Below are 16,430 nucleotides of genomic sequence, written 5' to 3' on the forward strand. Positions count from 1 at the left end.
CAAAAGTGAGGGTCAAAATTTGCGAGCGAGTCATCATAATCCATGAAAAGAGAACGATGACTGCTGAAAAGACGAGCGTTTAGCGGTAGTTAACGATGACCTGATTACTGCGAACGTTCAGCGCGGGTATCAAACGTCCCCCGCCAGGAACCTCCCAGACAAAGCGCATAGGTTCAATAGCCGGTACACCGGCAAAGCCTACGGTGCTCCCGCTTTGACCATCAAGCTGAACACAGCGGGTCTGTGAGCAGAGGCGCACATTTAATCCCGCCGGTGTTGGCCCGTTAAGTTCATAACGCCAGACGACAAGGGTCATCAGCCCGTTGACAGGCTGGGATGGCGCAAGCACACGCGATGACGCAGCCTGCCCCCGGTGACTTAAAATAATACCTACGCTGCTGTCCTGCCAGGCGCCTTCACCGGCAGCCTGGCCGAACAACGGTATTAACAGAAGCAGGCCCGCGAGGCGTCGCATCATTTACCTCCGATGGTCGCCGTCATACGGATATGGCGATTATCAGACATTTCAAGATTCGACAGTACCACCAGCTGAGGCAGGCTACGACGCAGGAACCGCGACAGCAGCGGACGCAACGCATGGTTTACCAGCAGGACAGGCGGCGCGCCCATCATCTCCTGGCGTGACAGCGCTTCCTGAGTCTGGGCCAGCAGACGATCGGCCAGACCCGGCTCCAGCCCGCCACCGCCCTGCAACGCCTGGAGTAACAGACGCTCAAGCGGGGTATCGAGGCCAATGACCTGCACCTCGCCCGTGCCAGGGAACCACTGTTGGGTGATAGCTCGGCCGAGCGCAACGCGTACCACGGTCGTCAGTTCGTGCGGATCGTTTTGTACCGGCGCATGTTCGGCCAGGGTTTCCAGAATGGTACGCATATCGCGGATCGGTACTTTTTCTGCCAGCAGGTTTTGCAGCACCTTGTGCAGGGTGGTCAGCGTTACCACGCCCGGCACCAGATCTTCCGTGAGTTTCGGCATCTCCTGGGTCACGCGATCCAGTAGCTGCTGCGCTTCCTGGCGCCCAAACAGCTCAGGGGCAAACTGACTGATCAGATGGTTAAGGTGTGTTGCGACCACGGTACTGGCTTCCACCACGGTGAAGCCCTGAATCTGCGCCTGCTCTTTAAGGGCGCTCTCAATCCAGATAGCGGTCAGACCAAACGCCGGATCTACCGTCTGCTCGCCCGGCAGCGTGCCTGCGGCGGTGCCAGGGTTAATCGCCAGCCAGCGTCCCGGATAGGCTTCACCGCTGCCTACCTCCACCCCTTTCATCAGGATGCGATAGCGCGCCGGTGGCAGGTCCATATTGTCACGAATATGGACCACCGGGGGCAGGAAGCCCATATCCTGGGCAAATTTCTTGCGGATACTGCGGATACGTCCGAGCAGCTCGCCATCCTGCTGGAAATCGACCATTGGAATCAGGCGATATCCCACTTCCATACCGAGCGAGTCTTCCAGTTGCACATCGTTCCAGGTGGCTTCAACAGCCTGGGTGTTTTCCGGCATTTTGACCGGTGCGACTTCCGCCGGTGCTTCCTGCTCCTTGCCCCGTAGCCACCAGGCAAGGCCCAGCAATGCCCCGGTGAACAGCAGGAAGACAAAGTTCGGCATACCGGGTACAAGTCCCAGCAAACCAAGCACGGCGGCACTGAGCAGCATGACGCGCGGGTTGGTGAAAAGCTGCCCCACCATCTGCTGGCCGACGTCCTGATCGGTGGCTACACGCGTAACGATAACGCCTGCCGCCGTCGAAATGACCAGCGCCGGAATTTGTGCGACCAGACCGTCACCGATGGTCAGCAGCGTATAGCTTTCTGCCGCGTGGCCTACGTCCATACCATGCTGCAACACGCCCACCAGCAGGCCGCCAATCACGTTGATAACCATAATCAGGATGCCTGCAATGGCATCCCCACGCACGAATTTACTCGCACCGTCCATTGAGCCGTAGAAGTCGGCTTCCTGAGTCACTTCAGAACGGCGGCGCTTGGCCTCATCTTCACCAATCAGGCCCGCGTTAAGATCGGCATCAATCGCCATCTGCTTACCGGGCATACCGTCAAGAACAAAACGCGCACCGACTTCCGCAATACGTCCGGCACCCTTGGTAATAACCATGAAGTTAATGATGACGAGGATGATGAACACCACGATACCAATCGCGAAGTTCCCCCCGACCAGGAAGTGGCCGAACGCTTCGACCACCTTACCTGCCGCCGCACCGCCGGTATGCCCGTCCATCAAAATAATACGCGTGGAGGCCACGTTCAGCGCAAGGCGCAGTAAGGTGGTGAACAGCAAAATGGTGGGGAACGCAGCAAACTCCAGGGTTTTCTGGGTGAACATTGCCACCAACAGCACCATGATCGACAGCGCAATGTTAAAGGTAAAAAGCAGATCCAGGATGAATGATGGCAACGGCAATACCATCATCGACAGGATAAGCAGGATCAGTATGGGTCCTGCCAGAATCTGCCATTGCGTTGATTTCAGGTTGGCCGGCAGGCGCAACATGGAGACCAGATTAGCCATCAGTATCCTTCTCGTTCAAAAAATCCAGCGCCTCAGGCACAGGTAAATTTGCAGGTTTAACCGGCCGCTGACCGCCCGTCAGACGCCAGCGTTTCAATTGCCATACCCAGGCCAGCACTTCGGCAACGGCCGCATACAGCTGCCCGGGAATTTGTTGACCAATTTCAGCATGGCGATAAAGCGCACGCGCCAGCGGCGGCGCTTCAAGCAGCGGAATTTTGTTTTCCGTACCAATTTCACGAATGCGCAGCGCAACGAGACCGGAGCCCTTCGCTACCACTTTTGGCGCACTCATTTTGTTCTCATCATATTGCAACGCGACGGCGTAGTGGGTCGGGTTGGTCACAATGACATCCGCTTTAGGCACGTCGGACATCATGCGGCGACGCGCGGCATCACGCTGCAACTGCCGGATACGACCCTTAACATGGGGGTCGCCTTCCTGCTGTTTAAATTCATCACGGATATCCTGACGCGACATGCGTAATTTTTTAATGTGGCTGTATATCTGGAAGAAGACATCAAAGCCGACCATCGGGATAATCGCCAGCACCACCAGAATGCAGCACATGCCAGCAATATTGAGCGCGCTGGCCATCGCGGTAACCGGCGCTTCCGTCATCAGTCGCATCACGTCCGGCCATTTATGCCATAAATAGAGCCCGGCCACGCTTCCCATCAGCAGCGCCTTCATGACCGCTTTCACCAGCTCAGCGACCACCTGTGCCGAGAAGAGACGTTTGATGCCGCTAAGCGGATTCAGTTTTGAAAACTGAAACTGTAACGATTTCCCGCTGAGCACCAGTCCACCCAGCATCAGTGGACCCACTATAGCCATGATGACAACCCCGCTGATAAGCGGCAGTAACGCAAACATTGCATTTTTGATCAGCAAAATTATCTGACTGAGGATCAGATTCGGATCGTTGACAATGTTGTGGTCAAAACGTAACCCCGCCGTCAGCATCATCGACAAGCGACGTGCAAAGTCCTCCCCACCCATCCAGATAATGCTGACACCCACCAACAGAATCAGTACGGAGGTCAGCTCTTTCGATCGGGGAACCTGCCCTTCTTCTCGCGCCTTTTCTAGTCGGTGCGATGTGGGGGCTTCTGTTTTGTCGTCGCTATCTTCTGCCACGGCTTAAATCCACGGGTGGAGGTTTGACGACATATTGCCAGAGTCAAGTCTGTCTAATGGGCGGAGTAAGGCATAAAAACGGGGGGTTTTCGCGATTTGAGAAAAGCGAATCACAGCAGGGAGAGAAAAATGTCTCCTGTCTGAATGTGCAATAGCATGCGTTATGCCAGTCAGACGCAAGCGCCTTACCCGGCCTACAGGGCTGTAGACCGGGCAAGTGAAACGCCATCAGGCACGCTCTAGGTTTATCAGAAACCGAGGCTGTCCAGCAGGTCGTCGACCTGATCCTGGCTTGCCACCACACCGGCTTTGGTGGCGTCAAGCTGCGGACCATTGAGCAGGCCTTCGTTTTCACGTTTCGGACGTGAGGAAGGATCGGGCATGTTCTCCAGCAGCACCATCAGCAGCTGACGCTCAATCTCCTGAATCACGTCCATCATACGCTTGATAACCTGACCGGTCAGATCCTGGAAATCCTGCGCCATCATGATGTCCAGCAACTGGGCGTTAGTGAAGCTGGTATGGCCCGGTACGTCACCCAGATATTTGCGGGTATCGGTCACCAGTTCACGCGCGTCACTCAGTTCGATCGGATTTTCAAACCACTCATCCCACCGTTTAGAAAGCGTTTTGGCCCCTTTTTCCAGCGCATCCTGATGAGGCTGGGAAGCTTCTACGCTATTGAGCGCACGCTCGGCGGCCTGCGCTGTCATCTGCACCACGTAATCAAGACGATCGCGGGCATCGGGAATCGCTTCTGCCGCCTCCGCAATCGCCTGATCGAGGCCTAACTCACGCAGGCTGTCACGCAGCATACGGGTCAGGCTACCGATCCGGGCAATGATGTCGGTAGGTGAATGCTCTTCCACAGGTTTAATAGAAGGTTGAATCATCGTCCAGTCCTCACATGCCGAGTTTCTCGAAGATCTTACCGAGTTTCTCTTCCAGGGTTGCAGCAGTGAACGGTTTCACTACATAGCCACTCGCACCAGCCTGTGCCGCTGCGATAATGTTCTCTTTCTTGGCTTCTGCCGTTACCATCAGTACCGGTAATGTCGCCATGTTACCTGACGCGCGGATGGTTTTAAGCAACTCAAGGCCATCCATGTTCGGCATGTTCCAGTCAGAGATCACAAAGCCAAAGCCGCCGGCCTGAAGTTTATTCAGCGCGTCAACGCCGTCTTCGGCTTCCTCAACGTTGTTGAACCCCAGCTCTTTTAACAGGTTGCGCACGATACGACGCATCGTGGAAAAATCGTCAACAACCAGAAATTTGAGCTCTTTATCCGCCATAAAACTTCACTCCTCGTTAAATACGTATTGCCTGTCCGGCACTGATTTTCGCCAGCATCTGCTGGCTAACCTGACTGAGATCGACCACTTCGCTCACGCCACCCATATTGATGGCTTCGCGCGGCATGCCGAACACCACACAACTTGCTTCATTTTGCGCGATGGTCCAGGCCCCCGCCTGATGCATCGCTAACATTCCTGCCGCCCCATCATTGCCCATCCCTGTGAGGATAACGCCAACGGCGTTACGCCCTGCATGCTTGGCGACCGAATGAAATAGAACGTCCACGGCTGGACGATGCCGATTTACCGGCGGACCGTCGTGGATTTTTATCTGGTAGTTCGCGCCGCTTCGCGCAAGCTCCATATGTTTATCTCCCGGGGCAATATACGCATGCCCTGGCAGTACACGCTCACCGTCTTCCGCCTCTTTCACGCTTATCTGACACAACTTATTCAGACGTTCAGCAAACGAGCGGGTAAAGCCCGGCGGCATGTGCTGTGTAATCAGAATACCCGGACTTGAGAGGGGCAATGGCTGGAGTACATGACGAATTGCCTCTGTTCCTCCGGTTGAAGCCCCAATTGCCAGCAGTTTTTCCGAACTTAACAGCGGCCCCGACTTCATCAATGCCACTGGTGCGGCCGTTGGATGATGCGCGGCCAGGCGGGCACGAGAAGCCGTGCGTACCTTTTCAGCAATCATCTCGCTGTAGGCCAGCATTCCTTCACGAATGCCCAGCTGCGGTTTGGTCACAAAATCGATGGCTCCCAGTTCCAGCGCACGTAATGTGACTTCAGAACCCTTACCGGTCAAGGAAGAAACCATCACCACCGGCATGGGCCGCAGGCGCATCAGCTTTTCGAGGAAATCCAGCCCATCCATGCGGGGCATTTCCACGTCCAGCGTCAGCACGTCGGGGTTATATTTTTTTATTAAATCCCGGGCAACTAACGGATCCGGTGCCGTAGCGACCATTTCCATATCGCTATGACTGTTGATAATTTCGGTCATGATTTGACGCATCAGTGCCGAATCATCAACAGACATTACCCTGATTTTACTCATGCTTTTTCCTTACTCAGCGCATAAACGGTTTGGCCACGCAGGCTAAACTCACGCACGAGGTTGCTGAAATTCTCCGAATGCCCGGCAAAGAGTAATCCGTCAGGCTTAAGCATTGGTGCGAAACGGTGCAGTATGTCCTGCTGCGTCGTTTTATCAAAGTAAATCATAACATTACGACAAAATATCGCATCGAACGGCCCGGGGACGTTGTACTGTTTATCGAGCAGGTTCAGCGGCATAAACTCCACGTAATTTGCCAGCTCCTGGCGTACACGTACTAAACCGGAATGCGGCCCGGTTCCGCGCATGAAATAACGCTGTAGCTGCTGAGGCGACAGGGTTTTCAGCTCATCCTGGCGATAAATACCGCTGCGCGCTTTTTCCAGCACTTCCGTGTCGATGTCGCTGGCGATGACCTTAAAGCGACCTGGTGCCATGCCTAGTGCGTCCGCAAGGGTGATGGCAAGCGAATAAGGCTCTTCGCCCGTAGAGGCTGCCGCACTCCAGATACGGTACTCACCGCTGCGCTTGCGCGCATGTTCTGCCAGTACCGGGAAGTGGTGCGCTTCCCGGAAAAAGGCGGTGAGGTTGGTGGTCAGGGAGTTAATAAACGCCTGCCACTCGGCACTGTTCTGGTTCGCTTCAAGCATACTCAGGTAGCGACCAAAATCGTCCAGCCCAAGCGTGCGCAAACGGCGCACCAGACGGTTGTAAACCATGTCCCTTTTGTGATCGGCGAGCACAATCCCGGCTCGCTGATAAATCAATTGACAGATTCGACGAAAATGCGCGTCAGACAGCGCGAGGCGCTGGGTCATCTGTTGCAATATGGATGACGATTGCCCACTGGGCAGCGATGTTGTCATGGCGCGTTCTCACCTGGTTTATGATGCAACAGGCACGCCCTCAGGCGGTGCCACTTCGGGTGCTGAAACATGGTTTTCAACTTTAAATACTGCAACCAGCGAGGTCAGATGATCCGCCTGGTGGGCGAGTTGATCGGTCGCTGCAGCCGCTTCTTCAACTAACGATGCGTTCTGCTGTGTGACCTGATCCATCTGACTGACGGCCAGCGCGACTTGCTCAATGCCACGGCGTTGTTCATCCGATGCTGAAGCAATGTCGCCCATGATGTCGTTCACCTGCGTGACCGAACGGACAATTTCCATCATGGTTTGCGCGGAGGTATCCACCAACGCTGACCCTTGCTGCACACGCGAGACCGAGTCTTCTATCAACCCTTTTATTTCTTTTGCCGCCTGTGCGCTTCGGCTGGCAAGGTTACGCACCTCACCGGCCACCACGGCGAAGCCGCGGCCCTGCTCACCGGCACGCGCCGCTTCCACTGCAGCGTTGAGTGCCAGAATGTTTGTCTGGAAGGCGATACCATCAATCACGCTGATGATGTCGCCAATTTTTTGCGAGCTGGTGGCAATCTCGTGCATGGTGTTTGCCACATTAGCCGCCTGTTGCCCGCCTTTACGTGCTGTCTCGGCAGCCCCCTGTGCCAGGCCTGACGCCTGACGGGCGTTGTCGGCATTCTGACCGACGGTCGCCGTTAACTCTTCCATGCTTGCCGCAGTTTGTGCGAGCGAAGCGGCCTGCTGTTCGGTGCGTGCCGACAGGTCATTATTCCCCGCAGCGATTTCCGAAATACCGGTATGCATTGCATAGCTGCCGTGCCGGACGTCGGTTACCGTCGTGCGCAACGACGACTGCATTTTTTTCAGGCTGGCAAAAATGGCGGAAATTTCATTTTTACCAAATACCGCAATCGGACGCGCCAGATTCCCCTGCGAAATGCTGTCAAAGTGGCTGCTGATGATTGCCAGCGGCTGCACGATCATTTTGCGTGACCAGAACAGTGCGCCGGAGGTCAGCAGCGCGGCCAGAATCACCACCACCACAAAAATCACGGCGGAGCGCTGGTAATTATTCTGTCCGTCCGCTTTCGCTGTCCGCACAAAGCTGTCGATATGCGTCTGCCAGGCAGCAAAATTCTTATCAAATGCCTCCTGCGATTGTTGCACCGGCGCGGTCATAAAATCTGACAGCTGGTTATTCTCAAGCCAGGTCGCCTGGTGCTCCAGATCGCCATGCCAGGCGCTGTAGGCCACTTTTGTGACCGCCTGCAGGGTTTTGCCATCTTCGGTTAATACCGGAATGGCAAGGAATGCCTGCAGTGTTGCGTCCGCCTGCGAAAGAAAGCCTTTGGCCTGCGCCATCAGACCCTTAACCTCCTCCGGTGGGTAGGCCAGCGCGGTCAGGGTTCCGGCTTTGTTCAGTGCCGTACTCGCCTGCAACAACAGTGAGCGCGTCATCATCAGGGTACTGCGCTGCTGGTTACTTTTTTCGAGTTCTTCCAGATGGCCAGTACTTTCACGAAACGCCCAAAACGATAGCCCGTTACTCCCAACCTGCAAAACGCCACAAATAATCAAAATCAGAAAAAGTGTTGTCGAGATACGAATACGGTTTAACATCCACGCTCCCATCAGGCGGCATCCGACCGCCGTGATTATCCATTAAAAGGTTTCCCAATTATCATCTTGTCCGGTTGAGAGCTGGCGTGGTCTGGCACCTGTCGGAACGTTAACAGCTGCCGGATTAAGCGAACGCTGAGCCGGGGTTCCGGGTACAGTAGAGAGTCTGAAAGCGGAGACCGTCCTGGTCAGGCGGCTGGCTTGTTCTTCTAATGCTGCAGCGGCAGCTGCAGATTGTTGCACCAGTGACGCGTTCTGTTGCGTGACGCGGTCCATTTCAGACACCGCCAGCGCAACCTGATCGATGCCCCGGCTCTGTTCATCAGACGCCGACGCAATCTCACCCATAATGTCGTTCACGCGGGTCACCGCACTGACGATATCGTTCATGGTCTCCCCGGCGCTTTCCACCAGTTCCGAACCGGTATTCACGCGGGAGACGGAGTCCTCAATTAAGGCTTTAATCTCTTTTGCGGCCTGAGCACTGCGGCTGGCGAGATTTCGCACCTCACCGGCGACCACGGCAAAGCCCCGTCCCTGCTCACCGGCGCGGGCCGCTTCTACCGCGGCATTAAGCGCCAGGATATTGGTCTGGAAGGCGATACCATCGATGACGCTGGTGATGTCAGAAATTTTCTGCGAGCTGGCGGCGATGTCGTGCATGGTTTTTACCACGCCATCAACCACTTTTCCGCCGTGCCCGGCGGTATCCGAGGCGCTTTTCGCCAGCAGCGAGGCCTGACGGGCGTTTTCGGCGTTCTGTTTCACCGTCGCTGTCAGCTCTTCCATGCTGGCGGCAGTCTCTTCCAAGGCTGACGCCTGCTCTTCCGTGCGGGATGAGAGGTCGTTATTGCCGGCGGCAATTTCGCTGGTCCCGGCGTGGATGGCATCAGAACCGGCACGAACGCTGGTGACAGTGTCAATGAGCGAACGCTGCATATGATCCACGCTGTGAGCAAGATCGGTAATTTCGCTGCGCCCTTCCACCACCAGGTTATGCGCCAGATTGCCGCCTGCAATTTCACGGATGTGCCTGATTACGGCACTTAACGGAGCCAGCAGAATGCGGCGAATGCCCTCCCAGACCAGAATCAGCACCACAACTAACGCCAGCGCCAGCGCAGCCATCTGCCATTTTGCAAACTGGTAATCGCTTACGCTTTCGTCATAAGCCTGGTGGTAGAGGGATTCACTGAGCGTTGCATAATTCTTTAAGGCTTCACCGAGGCCATTTTGCATACCCTGAGTCGGCTGGGCGAAATACCCGTCCATGTTGCCGTTTTCCAGGAACTGCACCAGTTCGGTGAGGCCGGCAGCATAGGTTTTGTACTTTTCATCAAGCGTCTGACGGGCCTGATCCATTTCAGCGACCACCGGCAAAGCGCGGAAGCGGTCGTAGTGTTTGCCGGCTTCAGCAAGACTGCTTTTCGCGCTGTTGAGAAGGTCGGTTTTGGCACTGCTCTGCTGATTATTCGCATCCATCATCATGCGTGCGGATGAACGGCTGAGGTTGATACGCGTCTGCAGCATCAGCTCCCATGTTTTACCGAGTTCAGTCTGCTGCTCCCTGAGATCGTTGGAGACCGCAAAGCTTTGCTGATTTTGTTTAAGCGACGAGAAAAAAAGGCCGCCAGAGAGCAACTGGAGCAGCGCAAAGACAACCAGCACACTCATCAGCATTGTGACAACGCGAATACGGTTCAACATATGACACCTTCCCGAAAACTTGTTATCGAGGTTATCGGCAAAGGCCAACGGAACTTTACATTTGCGAAAAGGAATTACATATAGGCTGCATTATCTCCAGGACAGGTTATCTTCGCCTGCCCCGGAGATGAGGGATTAAAGGCCGATATCGATGGTCAGCGTGTCGCTGTAGACGCCTCCGGGCGGGGTTATCTGGTTCGGCAGGACCTGCGCCGTATAGTTAAAGGTGCGCAGTGTGCCATCGCTGCTGACCGCCGATGAGATTGCGCTGGCCCAGCGCTCAGAGCCAGTCGATCCCCAGCGCGATGTGGTGCTGCCTTTATAAATTTCATAGCTCAGACGGTTGGTCGCCCCGCTCGCCATTCTGCGCACGTTACCGCTGGCGTTCAGGCCATTGTTGATGCCGACCGTGTAGGCATAATCTTTGGTGCAGGTGACCCCTACCGACTGCGAGATGGTCGGGAAACTTTTTGCCACTGGCGCGCTCCCGAAGGCAACCGCCGGAGCGGTAATGGTCGTGCAGTCATTGGCGACGGTCATGTTGACCGTGAGCGTCAGGGGGAGATTACCCACCTGATTAGTGGCGCAACCAATCACCCCTTCGGCGCAGATACTGTAATAAAGATTTAACGTCATCACACCCTGGTAAGTCCCTGCCGACACGGTCTGCCCGGTCACCGTGCGTAAAAAGAGGGGTAAGGTGTAACGTTTTGAGCCAAGCAACGTCAGTAGCACGCCGCCGGTCCAGGTATACCCCTTAATTCGCGATATCTCACTGGCGGCGCTGCAGGTATTAAGACCGCATAATCTAAAGGCGATGGCGTCGGTCGAGGCGGTGGCATCCGTGCGTCTCATGACGGCCCGATCGCCAACAAACGGCGTCGGCGAGATGGCGGTTAAGGTCACGGAATCATTAGTGAGCAGGGTTAAGGTGCTGTCGCAATCGAGAAGTAAGTTGAGGGTTGTCGTCTGCTCGTTGGTATTGAGCACAAAGGAGCTGACCTGGGTTCCCAGCGACGGGCTGGCATTAGAAAAGTTAGCCCGACAGGCGGACCTGGCGTGTGGAATGCTGATGAGCAGCAATACCAGGGTGAGGAATACCTTGCGCATCAGTTGCTCCTCCTGCAGGTCAGGGGTCCGTAGGTTTGTAATTTATGCTCCGGGTTCGGGTCGAGCGTAAAGCGGGCGACACAGCGCGAACCGTCCGGCAGCCTGACGTTAAGCACGCTGGACTCCTCCAGATTTTCAATCCACGCAATGCCATCGTAGCCCACGACCGCCGTTGGCTTCCCTTCCCGACTGACCTGGCTTGTCACCGGTACAGGGTCACCCTGCTCATCATGCAAAATAACGTTTGCCACCCGCTCCTGCTCCATCGGGAACTCAACCAGATACCCCGTGTGACGACGTAAGGCCACACGGCGTTCGGTCTGGGCGATGCTGGTATCTGCGGGTAAATTCAGGGTGTTAATGCTGTAGGTTGCCGGATAATAGGACGACACGCCGCTTATCAGCAGATACCCATTTTTGTTGGTTTTGCCCACGGGCTGATTCTCGTAATTGACCGGAATATCAGGCTGTCCCCCGGTACTGACCACCACAAACGCATCATTGATTCTATTGGCGGCCAGCAGCTCATTGTCCATCATAACCAGCGATCCCATCACCTCTCCCCACCAGGTACGCATGCCGGTGTAGCCATACAAGCCCCCTTGCATCTCCACATTGTTGTTACGCCAGCCGAGCGTCCCCTGCTGGTAGCTATCACCTTCACTCTGGCGACCTAGCGACAGGTTCCAGCTCAGTCCCCCGTCGGATGGCATCGAATGGCTGTAATTCACACGCTGCGCATTGCCATAATCGGGCGTTTTTTCGAGGCTGAAGGTGGCGTTATCTCGTTCACCCAGTGGGATCTGAATCGCCATCGCCATCGTCCAGTCCCCACGCTGCTTATCATGGCTGCCGGAAACATAAAGGCTACTGGCGCCCCAGAGACTCTTGCTCCAGGAGAGGTTGAGCAGTTCAGTTTTGCTGTTGTCAAAGCTTTGCACCCCGATCCAGGCGGCACCGACTGTGCCATAGTCACCGAGAGTAAAAGAGAGTGAATACTGGTCAGTATTGCGACTGAGACTGGCGACGGGCTGGGCGCTTCTGTTGGTGGCGCTGGCGTAGTAATAGTTCTGGTCATAGAGCGCCAGGTTGCCAAACCCACGATCGCGCCGGATATGCTGGGTGGCAATACTAAAGGCGCTGGTACTGTACTGATAGCCCCAGTTGAACTGGCTACCACTTTCTTCACGCATCCGGCTTTCTGTCCAGGCGGTGTTCACTACCCCAAGACGCCCTGCTTTGATGACCGCACCGGCCCCGCCCAGCGCCAGCTCCTGGGCACCTTCACCATGTGCTTCAAGCGTCAGGTAGTCGGTCAGTCCATAGCGGTAAGAGCCGCTCCCCACCAGCGGGCCGTAATCAAAATTATCAAGACCGTAGTTGCGGCGCAGGCTGCCTACGGTCAGCGCACCGTCGTGAAGCCCGGCTTTGAGCAGATCGCTTGCGACATAAAAAGGCATGGTGGTACTCACCTGCCTGCCGAGCGCATCCGTGGTGACCAGAACGGCATTGCCTGCCCCGTTAATGTAGGGGAGATTCGTCAGGGTAAAGGGGCCGGGCTCAAGCTGTCTTGAACCGGCGCGGTAGCCGTTAATGAACACATCCACCGAGGTTGGCACCGCAGCCTCCCCGGAAAACGACGGAATCGGCCAGGTAACTAAATCAGGGCGTAAGGAAAAATCACGGCCGTAGCTTATGCCGCCCACGCGCACGCTGCTGCTCCAGCTCAGGGCATCTGAGATAACGTCCCCCACGCTGATTTGCGTGGCATTATCTTCGTTGGTAAATAACAGCGAGGTGTCGTAACGCGTGTACCCCTCCTGTTGTGCAGCGTCACCCGACAGACGGGAAATCCAGGTACCGGTGGTCGAAAGCGAAGCATTGCCTGCAAAAAAGCGGTATTCATGCCACAACGAGGCCTGACCACCGATCTGTTCGGTATTGCTGGTGTAGAAGTCGTAGTTCAGCAGGGAACCACGGCCATAAAACAGCTCGCTCCGCTCCTGTTCACCATTAAACGCGGTAAAGCGTTCAGGCAACCATTCACGAGGCATAAAGAGCAATAGCCGCTGCCCTGCACTGTCGTAGTCGGTACGGACGTTCGCTAACGCCGACACATTGACCTCCCCCTGTGGCAGATGTTCAGCCGGGATCCCTGCGCGTTGCAGGTCGGCGCTGGCAACAAAATACGCCCCCGCTCTGCGCGTTACCGGGACGACCTGCTGTGTATCGTAATGGTTCAGCACCAGGTTTAAATGAAAAACGGCGTCTTCATTTATCGCCTGGGCATCGGGAGGCGGTGGCAGTGCGTCATCCCCTTCCTGCGCCTGTACAGAGACTGCATGAACCAGCAGGAGCATCGCCGGGATAATTACCTGGCGGAGGACTGCCATTCACTATCCCGCGCATTGATTTTTGCTTTCAGCTCAACCGGGGCTGGCAAATTAGCCGGAAGCGGCCAGGTGCGCGTGCCGCCGGGCAGAACGTAGCCCAGAAGCCCCTCGGCAACCGGGCGTAATTGTCCCCCCTGCCGCCCTGTAACGTCCGTCAGGCGGACGTGAACCTTGCCGCTGTTGCGTACCTCAAGCGCAGGCCTACCGTTATCCCTAACCACCTGCCAGCTCAAATCCCCAGCTTCAACCAGTGCATGACTGGCGCTGTCCGGGTAAGTGGTAATGCCCTGACCATAAACAAAGAGCGGGATCGAATAGCGCATCTGCAACTTGATGCCAATCTGCGGCGTGGTGGCGTTAACTGGCTGAGGGATTTCGTCAACAATAATCCGATACGCCTGTTCAACACCCGCCGGAACCTGGGTCTGTTTAATCAGGCGGATAAGCTGCTTCGATCCCTTCTGAATGGTTACTATCGGCGGACTGGCCACTACATCGGTTTGCTGTTCGTAACGTTCGTTGCCCGCAATCTGCTGCCAGCGCACAATGCGCACCTGCATGGTTGCCGGGCTGTCGCCCTGGTTCTGGATCCACAATTCCGTGGCTTTGGTCTCTGCGCCAAGCCAGGGATCAATGGGCCAGAGCAAGATTGTGGCCGCCGCCTTTGCCTCTCCTGTCGCGATACTCAGCGACGCCACCAGTAACCATCCAGCCGCACGTGCGGCGCCCGAGGTGACGCTCATATCCCTTCTCCCTTATTACCATGACAAGGTCACGGTCAGTTGATCTGTATAGGTTCCCGCAGGCGTTAATGCGGTAAGCTGCGCAGCGCCAAAGATGCTGAGCGCAATCGCGTTGGCATCGGTATAGCTAATCGCGACGGGCTGTGTTGTGATTTCCGAGTTGGCTGCCAGTGAACTGCTGGTGTAAAGCCTGTAGGGCACACGCTGTGTTCCCCCCGCGCGTTGTAAATTGCGGACCGAAGCGTAATTGACGCCATTATCAATTGTCATGCTGAGCGCCACTCCCGGCGTACAGGCGAGAGACAACGCCGCATTTGGTACAAAACTGGTGCTTACTCGTCCGCTTTCAGCCCCGGTATGGGTGCCAAAGTTCAGGCTACCCAGCACGCCGCCCGCGCCGCTGGTAACGGAACACCCTGGGGTGATGGTTGCCCCCACAGTAAATGTCTGCTGTGAAATCGTCAGGGCGACTGCATTCTCCGGCCTTACCGTCATGCATATGACCAGCCCGAAAAAAAGGTGCAGCAATCTGTGGCTTCTCACGCAAGAAGCACTCTTACCTTTCACCCACATTGTGGTGTTATCAGTACGTCACGTTCACATTCAGGGTATCGGTGTAGGTACCAGGAAGGACCGTTACGCTGTTTCCGCCCCCCTGAATACGGCCGTACAGCGTGTAGGAGTCAATGCCGTTAGCGGTTGAGGTACGTGGAATATTGGTGTTATTGCCAATTTCATTACTGAATGCGCTGTCGCTGTAGACGCTATAGGCCACGCCCTGGGTATTTGCCGCCGTGCGCAGGTAACGTGGCGTCGCGCCCGGTGTGCCCACCGTCGACCCTGGGGTGGCCGAGTTGGTATTGCCAATAATCTGCACCGTGTAACTTGTGGTGGTGCACTGAATGGTAAAGGTGCTCCCTCCTGCACCCGTCGCCGATAATTGCGTTGTTAATTCGCTGAAGGTAGCGGGATGCTCACCGAAGTTCAAAGTACCGAAGTTAATGCCCGATTGAGAAGGAGAGCCATTTATCAGGCAACCATTAGAAAGCGTTAGGGTCGCGCCAATGGTGCCTGAGCTGGTGACAGCGCTGGCATTATTTACCGAGAGCGCAACCATCCCTACCATCATAACAAAGCGTATTCTTTGCATTCTGAACCTCCGAAATGACGCGTGTTTATTTTAAAAAATACTTTCAAGCGGCGAACACGCAATTTACCAGCAGCAATAACAAAATTTAGTTGAATAACGGGAGAACAACCACTGCGCGGGAATAGAAAGCGATGCGGCACGACTGAATTTAAAAATCATATCAATCAATGTATTAGCACCATTTAAAAACCACATGTGCGTCCATGCAAAAGATATATCTCAAACCATGTGACCTTTATCACATTAAATCACCTCTGTAATAAAAAGGAAGTAGCCTGAATTCATTAAGTCGTAGTGTCACTTAAATTAATTATTTTTTATCCCTCAGTCATGTCATCATTAATGCTTATTGACGGTCACATCATATATTTTAAATTGCGATTAACTGAGAATAGTGCAATTAATTTACCGGGAGGCTGACGCGGATCATACGCTCTGAGTAGTGCTTCAGCTCCCGGTGAAGAAAGGGTATTGGCAGCGGTTAATTATAACTTGCCACAATCTCTATCGAAGAATTCGCCGTCCCTGCCGAGACCGTTCCCGTGGTGCGAATGTAGCGGGCAGCCATTTTAATGGTCTCAGTCGTGGGCGTACTGCTGCTGGAGTAAGTTTTTGTCGTATAGCCCGTGGCTGCAATATCACCCGGCTTGACGGGTTGATTAAATGTTACCGGACTTCCCGGCGTTAAGCCTGTTGACTGGGAGGTCGCTCCCCAGGCGAGCTGAATACCAAAGCCTGTTGCCGTACTGCCACTGTCCAGCGCAATAACGCCACTGTTGGTGCCGACC

At 55.2% G+C, this 16,430-nt stretch carries 15 protein-coding genes; all 15 read right to left on the reverse strand.

What is annotated here, in order from left to right:
* Nucleotides 1–79 precede the first annotated feature (79 nt).
* Nucleotides 80–475, reverse strand: a complete 396-nt coding sequence (gene flhE / locus KXR87_RS07550; protein ID WP_437431666.1) for a flagellar protein FlhE — start codon at nucleotides 473–475, stop codon at nucleotides 80–82.
* On the reverse strand, nucleotides 475–2,553 hold the full coding sequence (flhA, locus tag KXR87_RS07555) for a flagellar biosynthesis protein FlhA (protein ID WP_437431648.1): 2,079 nt from the start codon (nucleotides 2,551–2,553) through the stop codon (nucleotides 475–477). Before flhA ends, flhE begins: the two co-directional genes overlap by 1 nt.
* Nucleotides 2,546–3,694, reverse strand: coding sequence for a flagellar biosynthesis protein FlhB (gene flhB, locus KXR87_RS07560; protein ID WP_437431649.1), 1,149 nt, complete (start codon nucleotides 3,692–3,694; stop codon nucleotides 2,546–2,548). Before flhB ends, flhA begins: the two co-directional genes overlap by 8 nt.
* Before the next feature lie 248 nt (nucleotides 3,695–3,942).
* A complete protein-coding gene (cheZ, locus tag KXR87_RS07565; RefSeq protein ID WP_437431650.1) occupies nucleotides 3,943–4,587 on the reverse strand; it encodes a protein phosphatase CheZ in 645 nt (214 codons plus the stop codon).
* A gap of 10 nt (nucleotides 4,588–4,597) precedes the next feature.
* A complete protein-coding gene (gene cheY / locus KXR87_RS07570) occupies nucleotides 4,598–4,987 on the reverse strand; it encodes a chemotaxis response regulator CheY (protein ID WP_437431651.1) in 390 nt (129 codons plus the stop codon).
* Between the two features lie 16 nt (nucleotides 4,988–5,003).
* The gene (locus KXR87_RS07575) at nucleotides 5,004–6,056 is read right to left on the reverse strand and encodes a protein-glutamate methylesterase/protein-glutamine glutaminase (protein WP_437431652.1); all 1,053 of its coding nucleotides are present in this window, start codon (nucleotides 6,054–6,056) and stop codon (nucleotides 5,004–5,006) included.
* The gene (gene cheR / locus KXR87_RS07580) at nucleotides 6,053–6,922 is read right to left on the reverse strand and encodes a protein-glutamate O-methyltransferase CheR (RefSeq protein WP_437431653.1); all 870 of its coding nucleotides are present in this window, start codon (nucleotides 6,920–6,922) and stop codon (nucleotides 6,053–6,055) included. The genes KXR87_RS07575 and cheR overlap by 4 nt, the downstream gene beginning before the upstream one ends.
* A gap of 18 nt (nucleotides 6,923–6,940) precedes the next feature.
* The gene (gene tap / locus KXR87_RS07585) at nucleotides 6,941–8,539 is read right to left on the reverse strand and encodes a methyl-accepting chemotaxis protein IV (protein WP_437431654.1); all 1,599 of its coding nucleotides are present in this window, start codon (nucleotides 8,537–8,539) and stop codon (nucleotides 6,941–6,943) included.
* 42 nt (nucleotides 8,540–8,581) lie between these two features.
* The gene (gene tar, locus KXR87_RS07590) at nucleotides 8,582–10,246 is read right to left on the reverse strand and encodes a methyl-accepting chemotaxis protein II (protein ID WP_437431655.1); all 1,665 of its coding nucleotides are present in this window, start codon (nucleotides 10,244–10,246) and stop codon (nucleotides 8,582–8,584) included.
* Nucleotides 10,247–10,381: 135 nt separating this feature from the next.
* A complete protein-coding gene (locus KXR87_RS07595; RefSeq protein WP_437431656.1) occupies nucleotides 10,382–11,356 on the reverse strand; it encodes a Csu type fimbrial protein in 975 nt (324 codons plus the stop codon).
* Entirely contained in the window at nucleotides 11,356–13,749 is a 2,394-nt protein-coding gene (locus KXR87_RS07600; protein WP_437431657.1) for a fimbria/pilus outer membrane usher protein, read from the reverse strand. Before KXR87_RS07600 ends, KXR87_RS07595 begins: the two co-directional genes overlap by 1 nt.
* A complete protein-coding gene (locus tag KXR87_RS07605) occupies nucleotides 13,728–14,492 on the reverse strand; it encodes a fimbrial biogenesis chaperone (RefSeq protein WP_437431658.1) in 765 nt (254 codons plus the stop codon). The genes KXR87_RS07600 and KXR87_RS07605 overlap by 22 nt, the downstream gene beginning before the upstream one ends.
* A 15-nt stretch (nucleotides 14,493–14,507) precedes the next feature.
* Nucleotides 14,508–14,987, reverse strand: a complete 480-nt coding sequence (locus tag KXR87_RS07610) for a Csu type fimbrial protein (protein WP_437431659.1) — start codon at nucleotides 14,985–14,987, stop codon at nucleotides 14,508–14,510.
* Nucleotides 14,988–15,075: 88 nt separating this feature from the next.
* Complete coding sequence (locus KXR87_RS07615) at nucleotides 15,076–15,642, reverse strand: Csu type fimbrial protein (RefSeq protein ID WP_437431660.1); 567 nt, start codon at nucleotides 15,640–15,642, stop codon at nucleotides 15,076–15,078.
* Between the two features lie 481 nt (nucleotides 15,643–16,123).
* Nucleotides 16,124–16,430: fimbrial protein (locus KXR87_RS07620; protein WP_437431661.1), on the reverse strand; the 307-nt coding region annotated here is incomplete at its 5' end.

It is taken from the genome of Yokenella regensburgei, from assembly GCF_051486985.1.
Taxonomy (GTDB): Bacteria; Pseudomonadota; Gammaproteobacteria; order Enterobacterales; family Enterobacteriaceae; genus CBFFRJ01.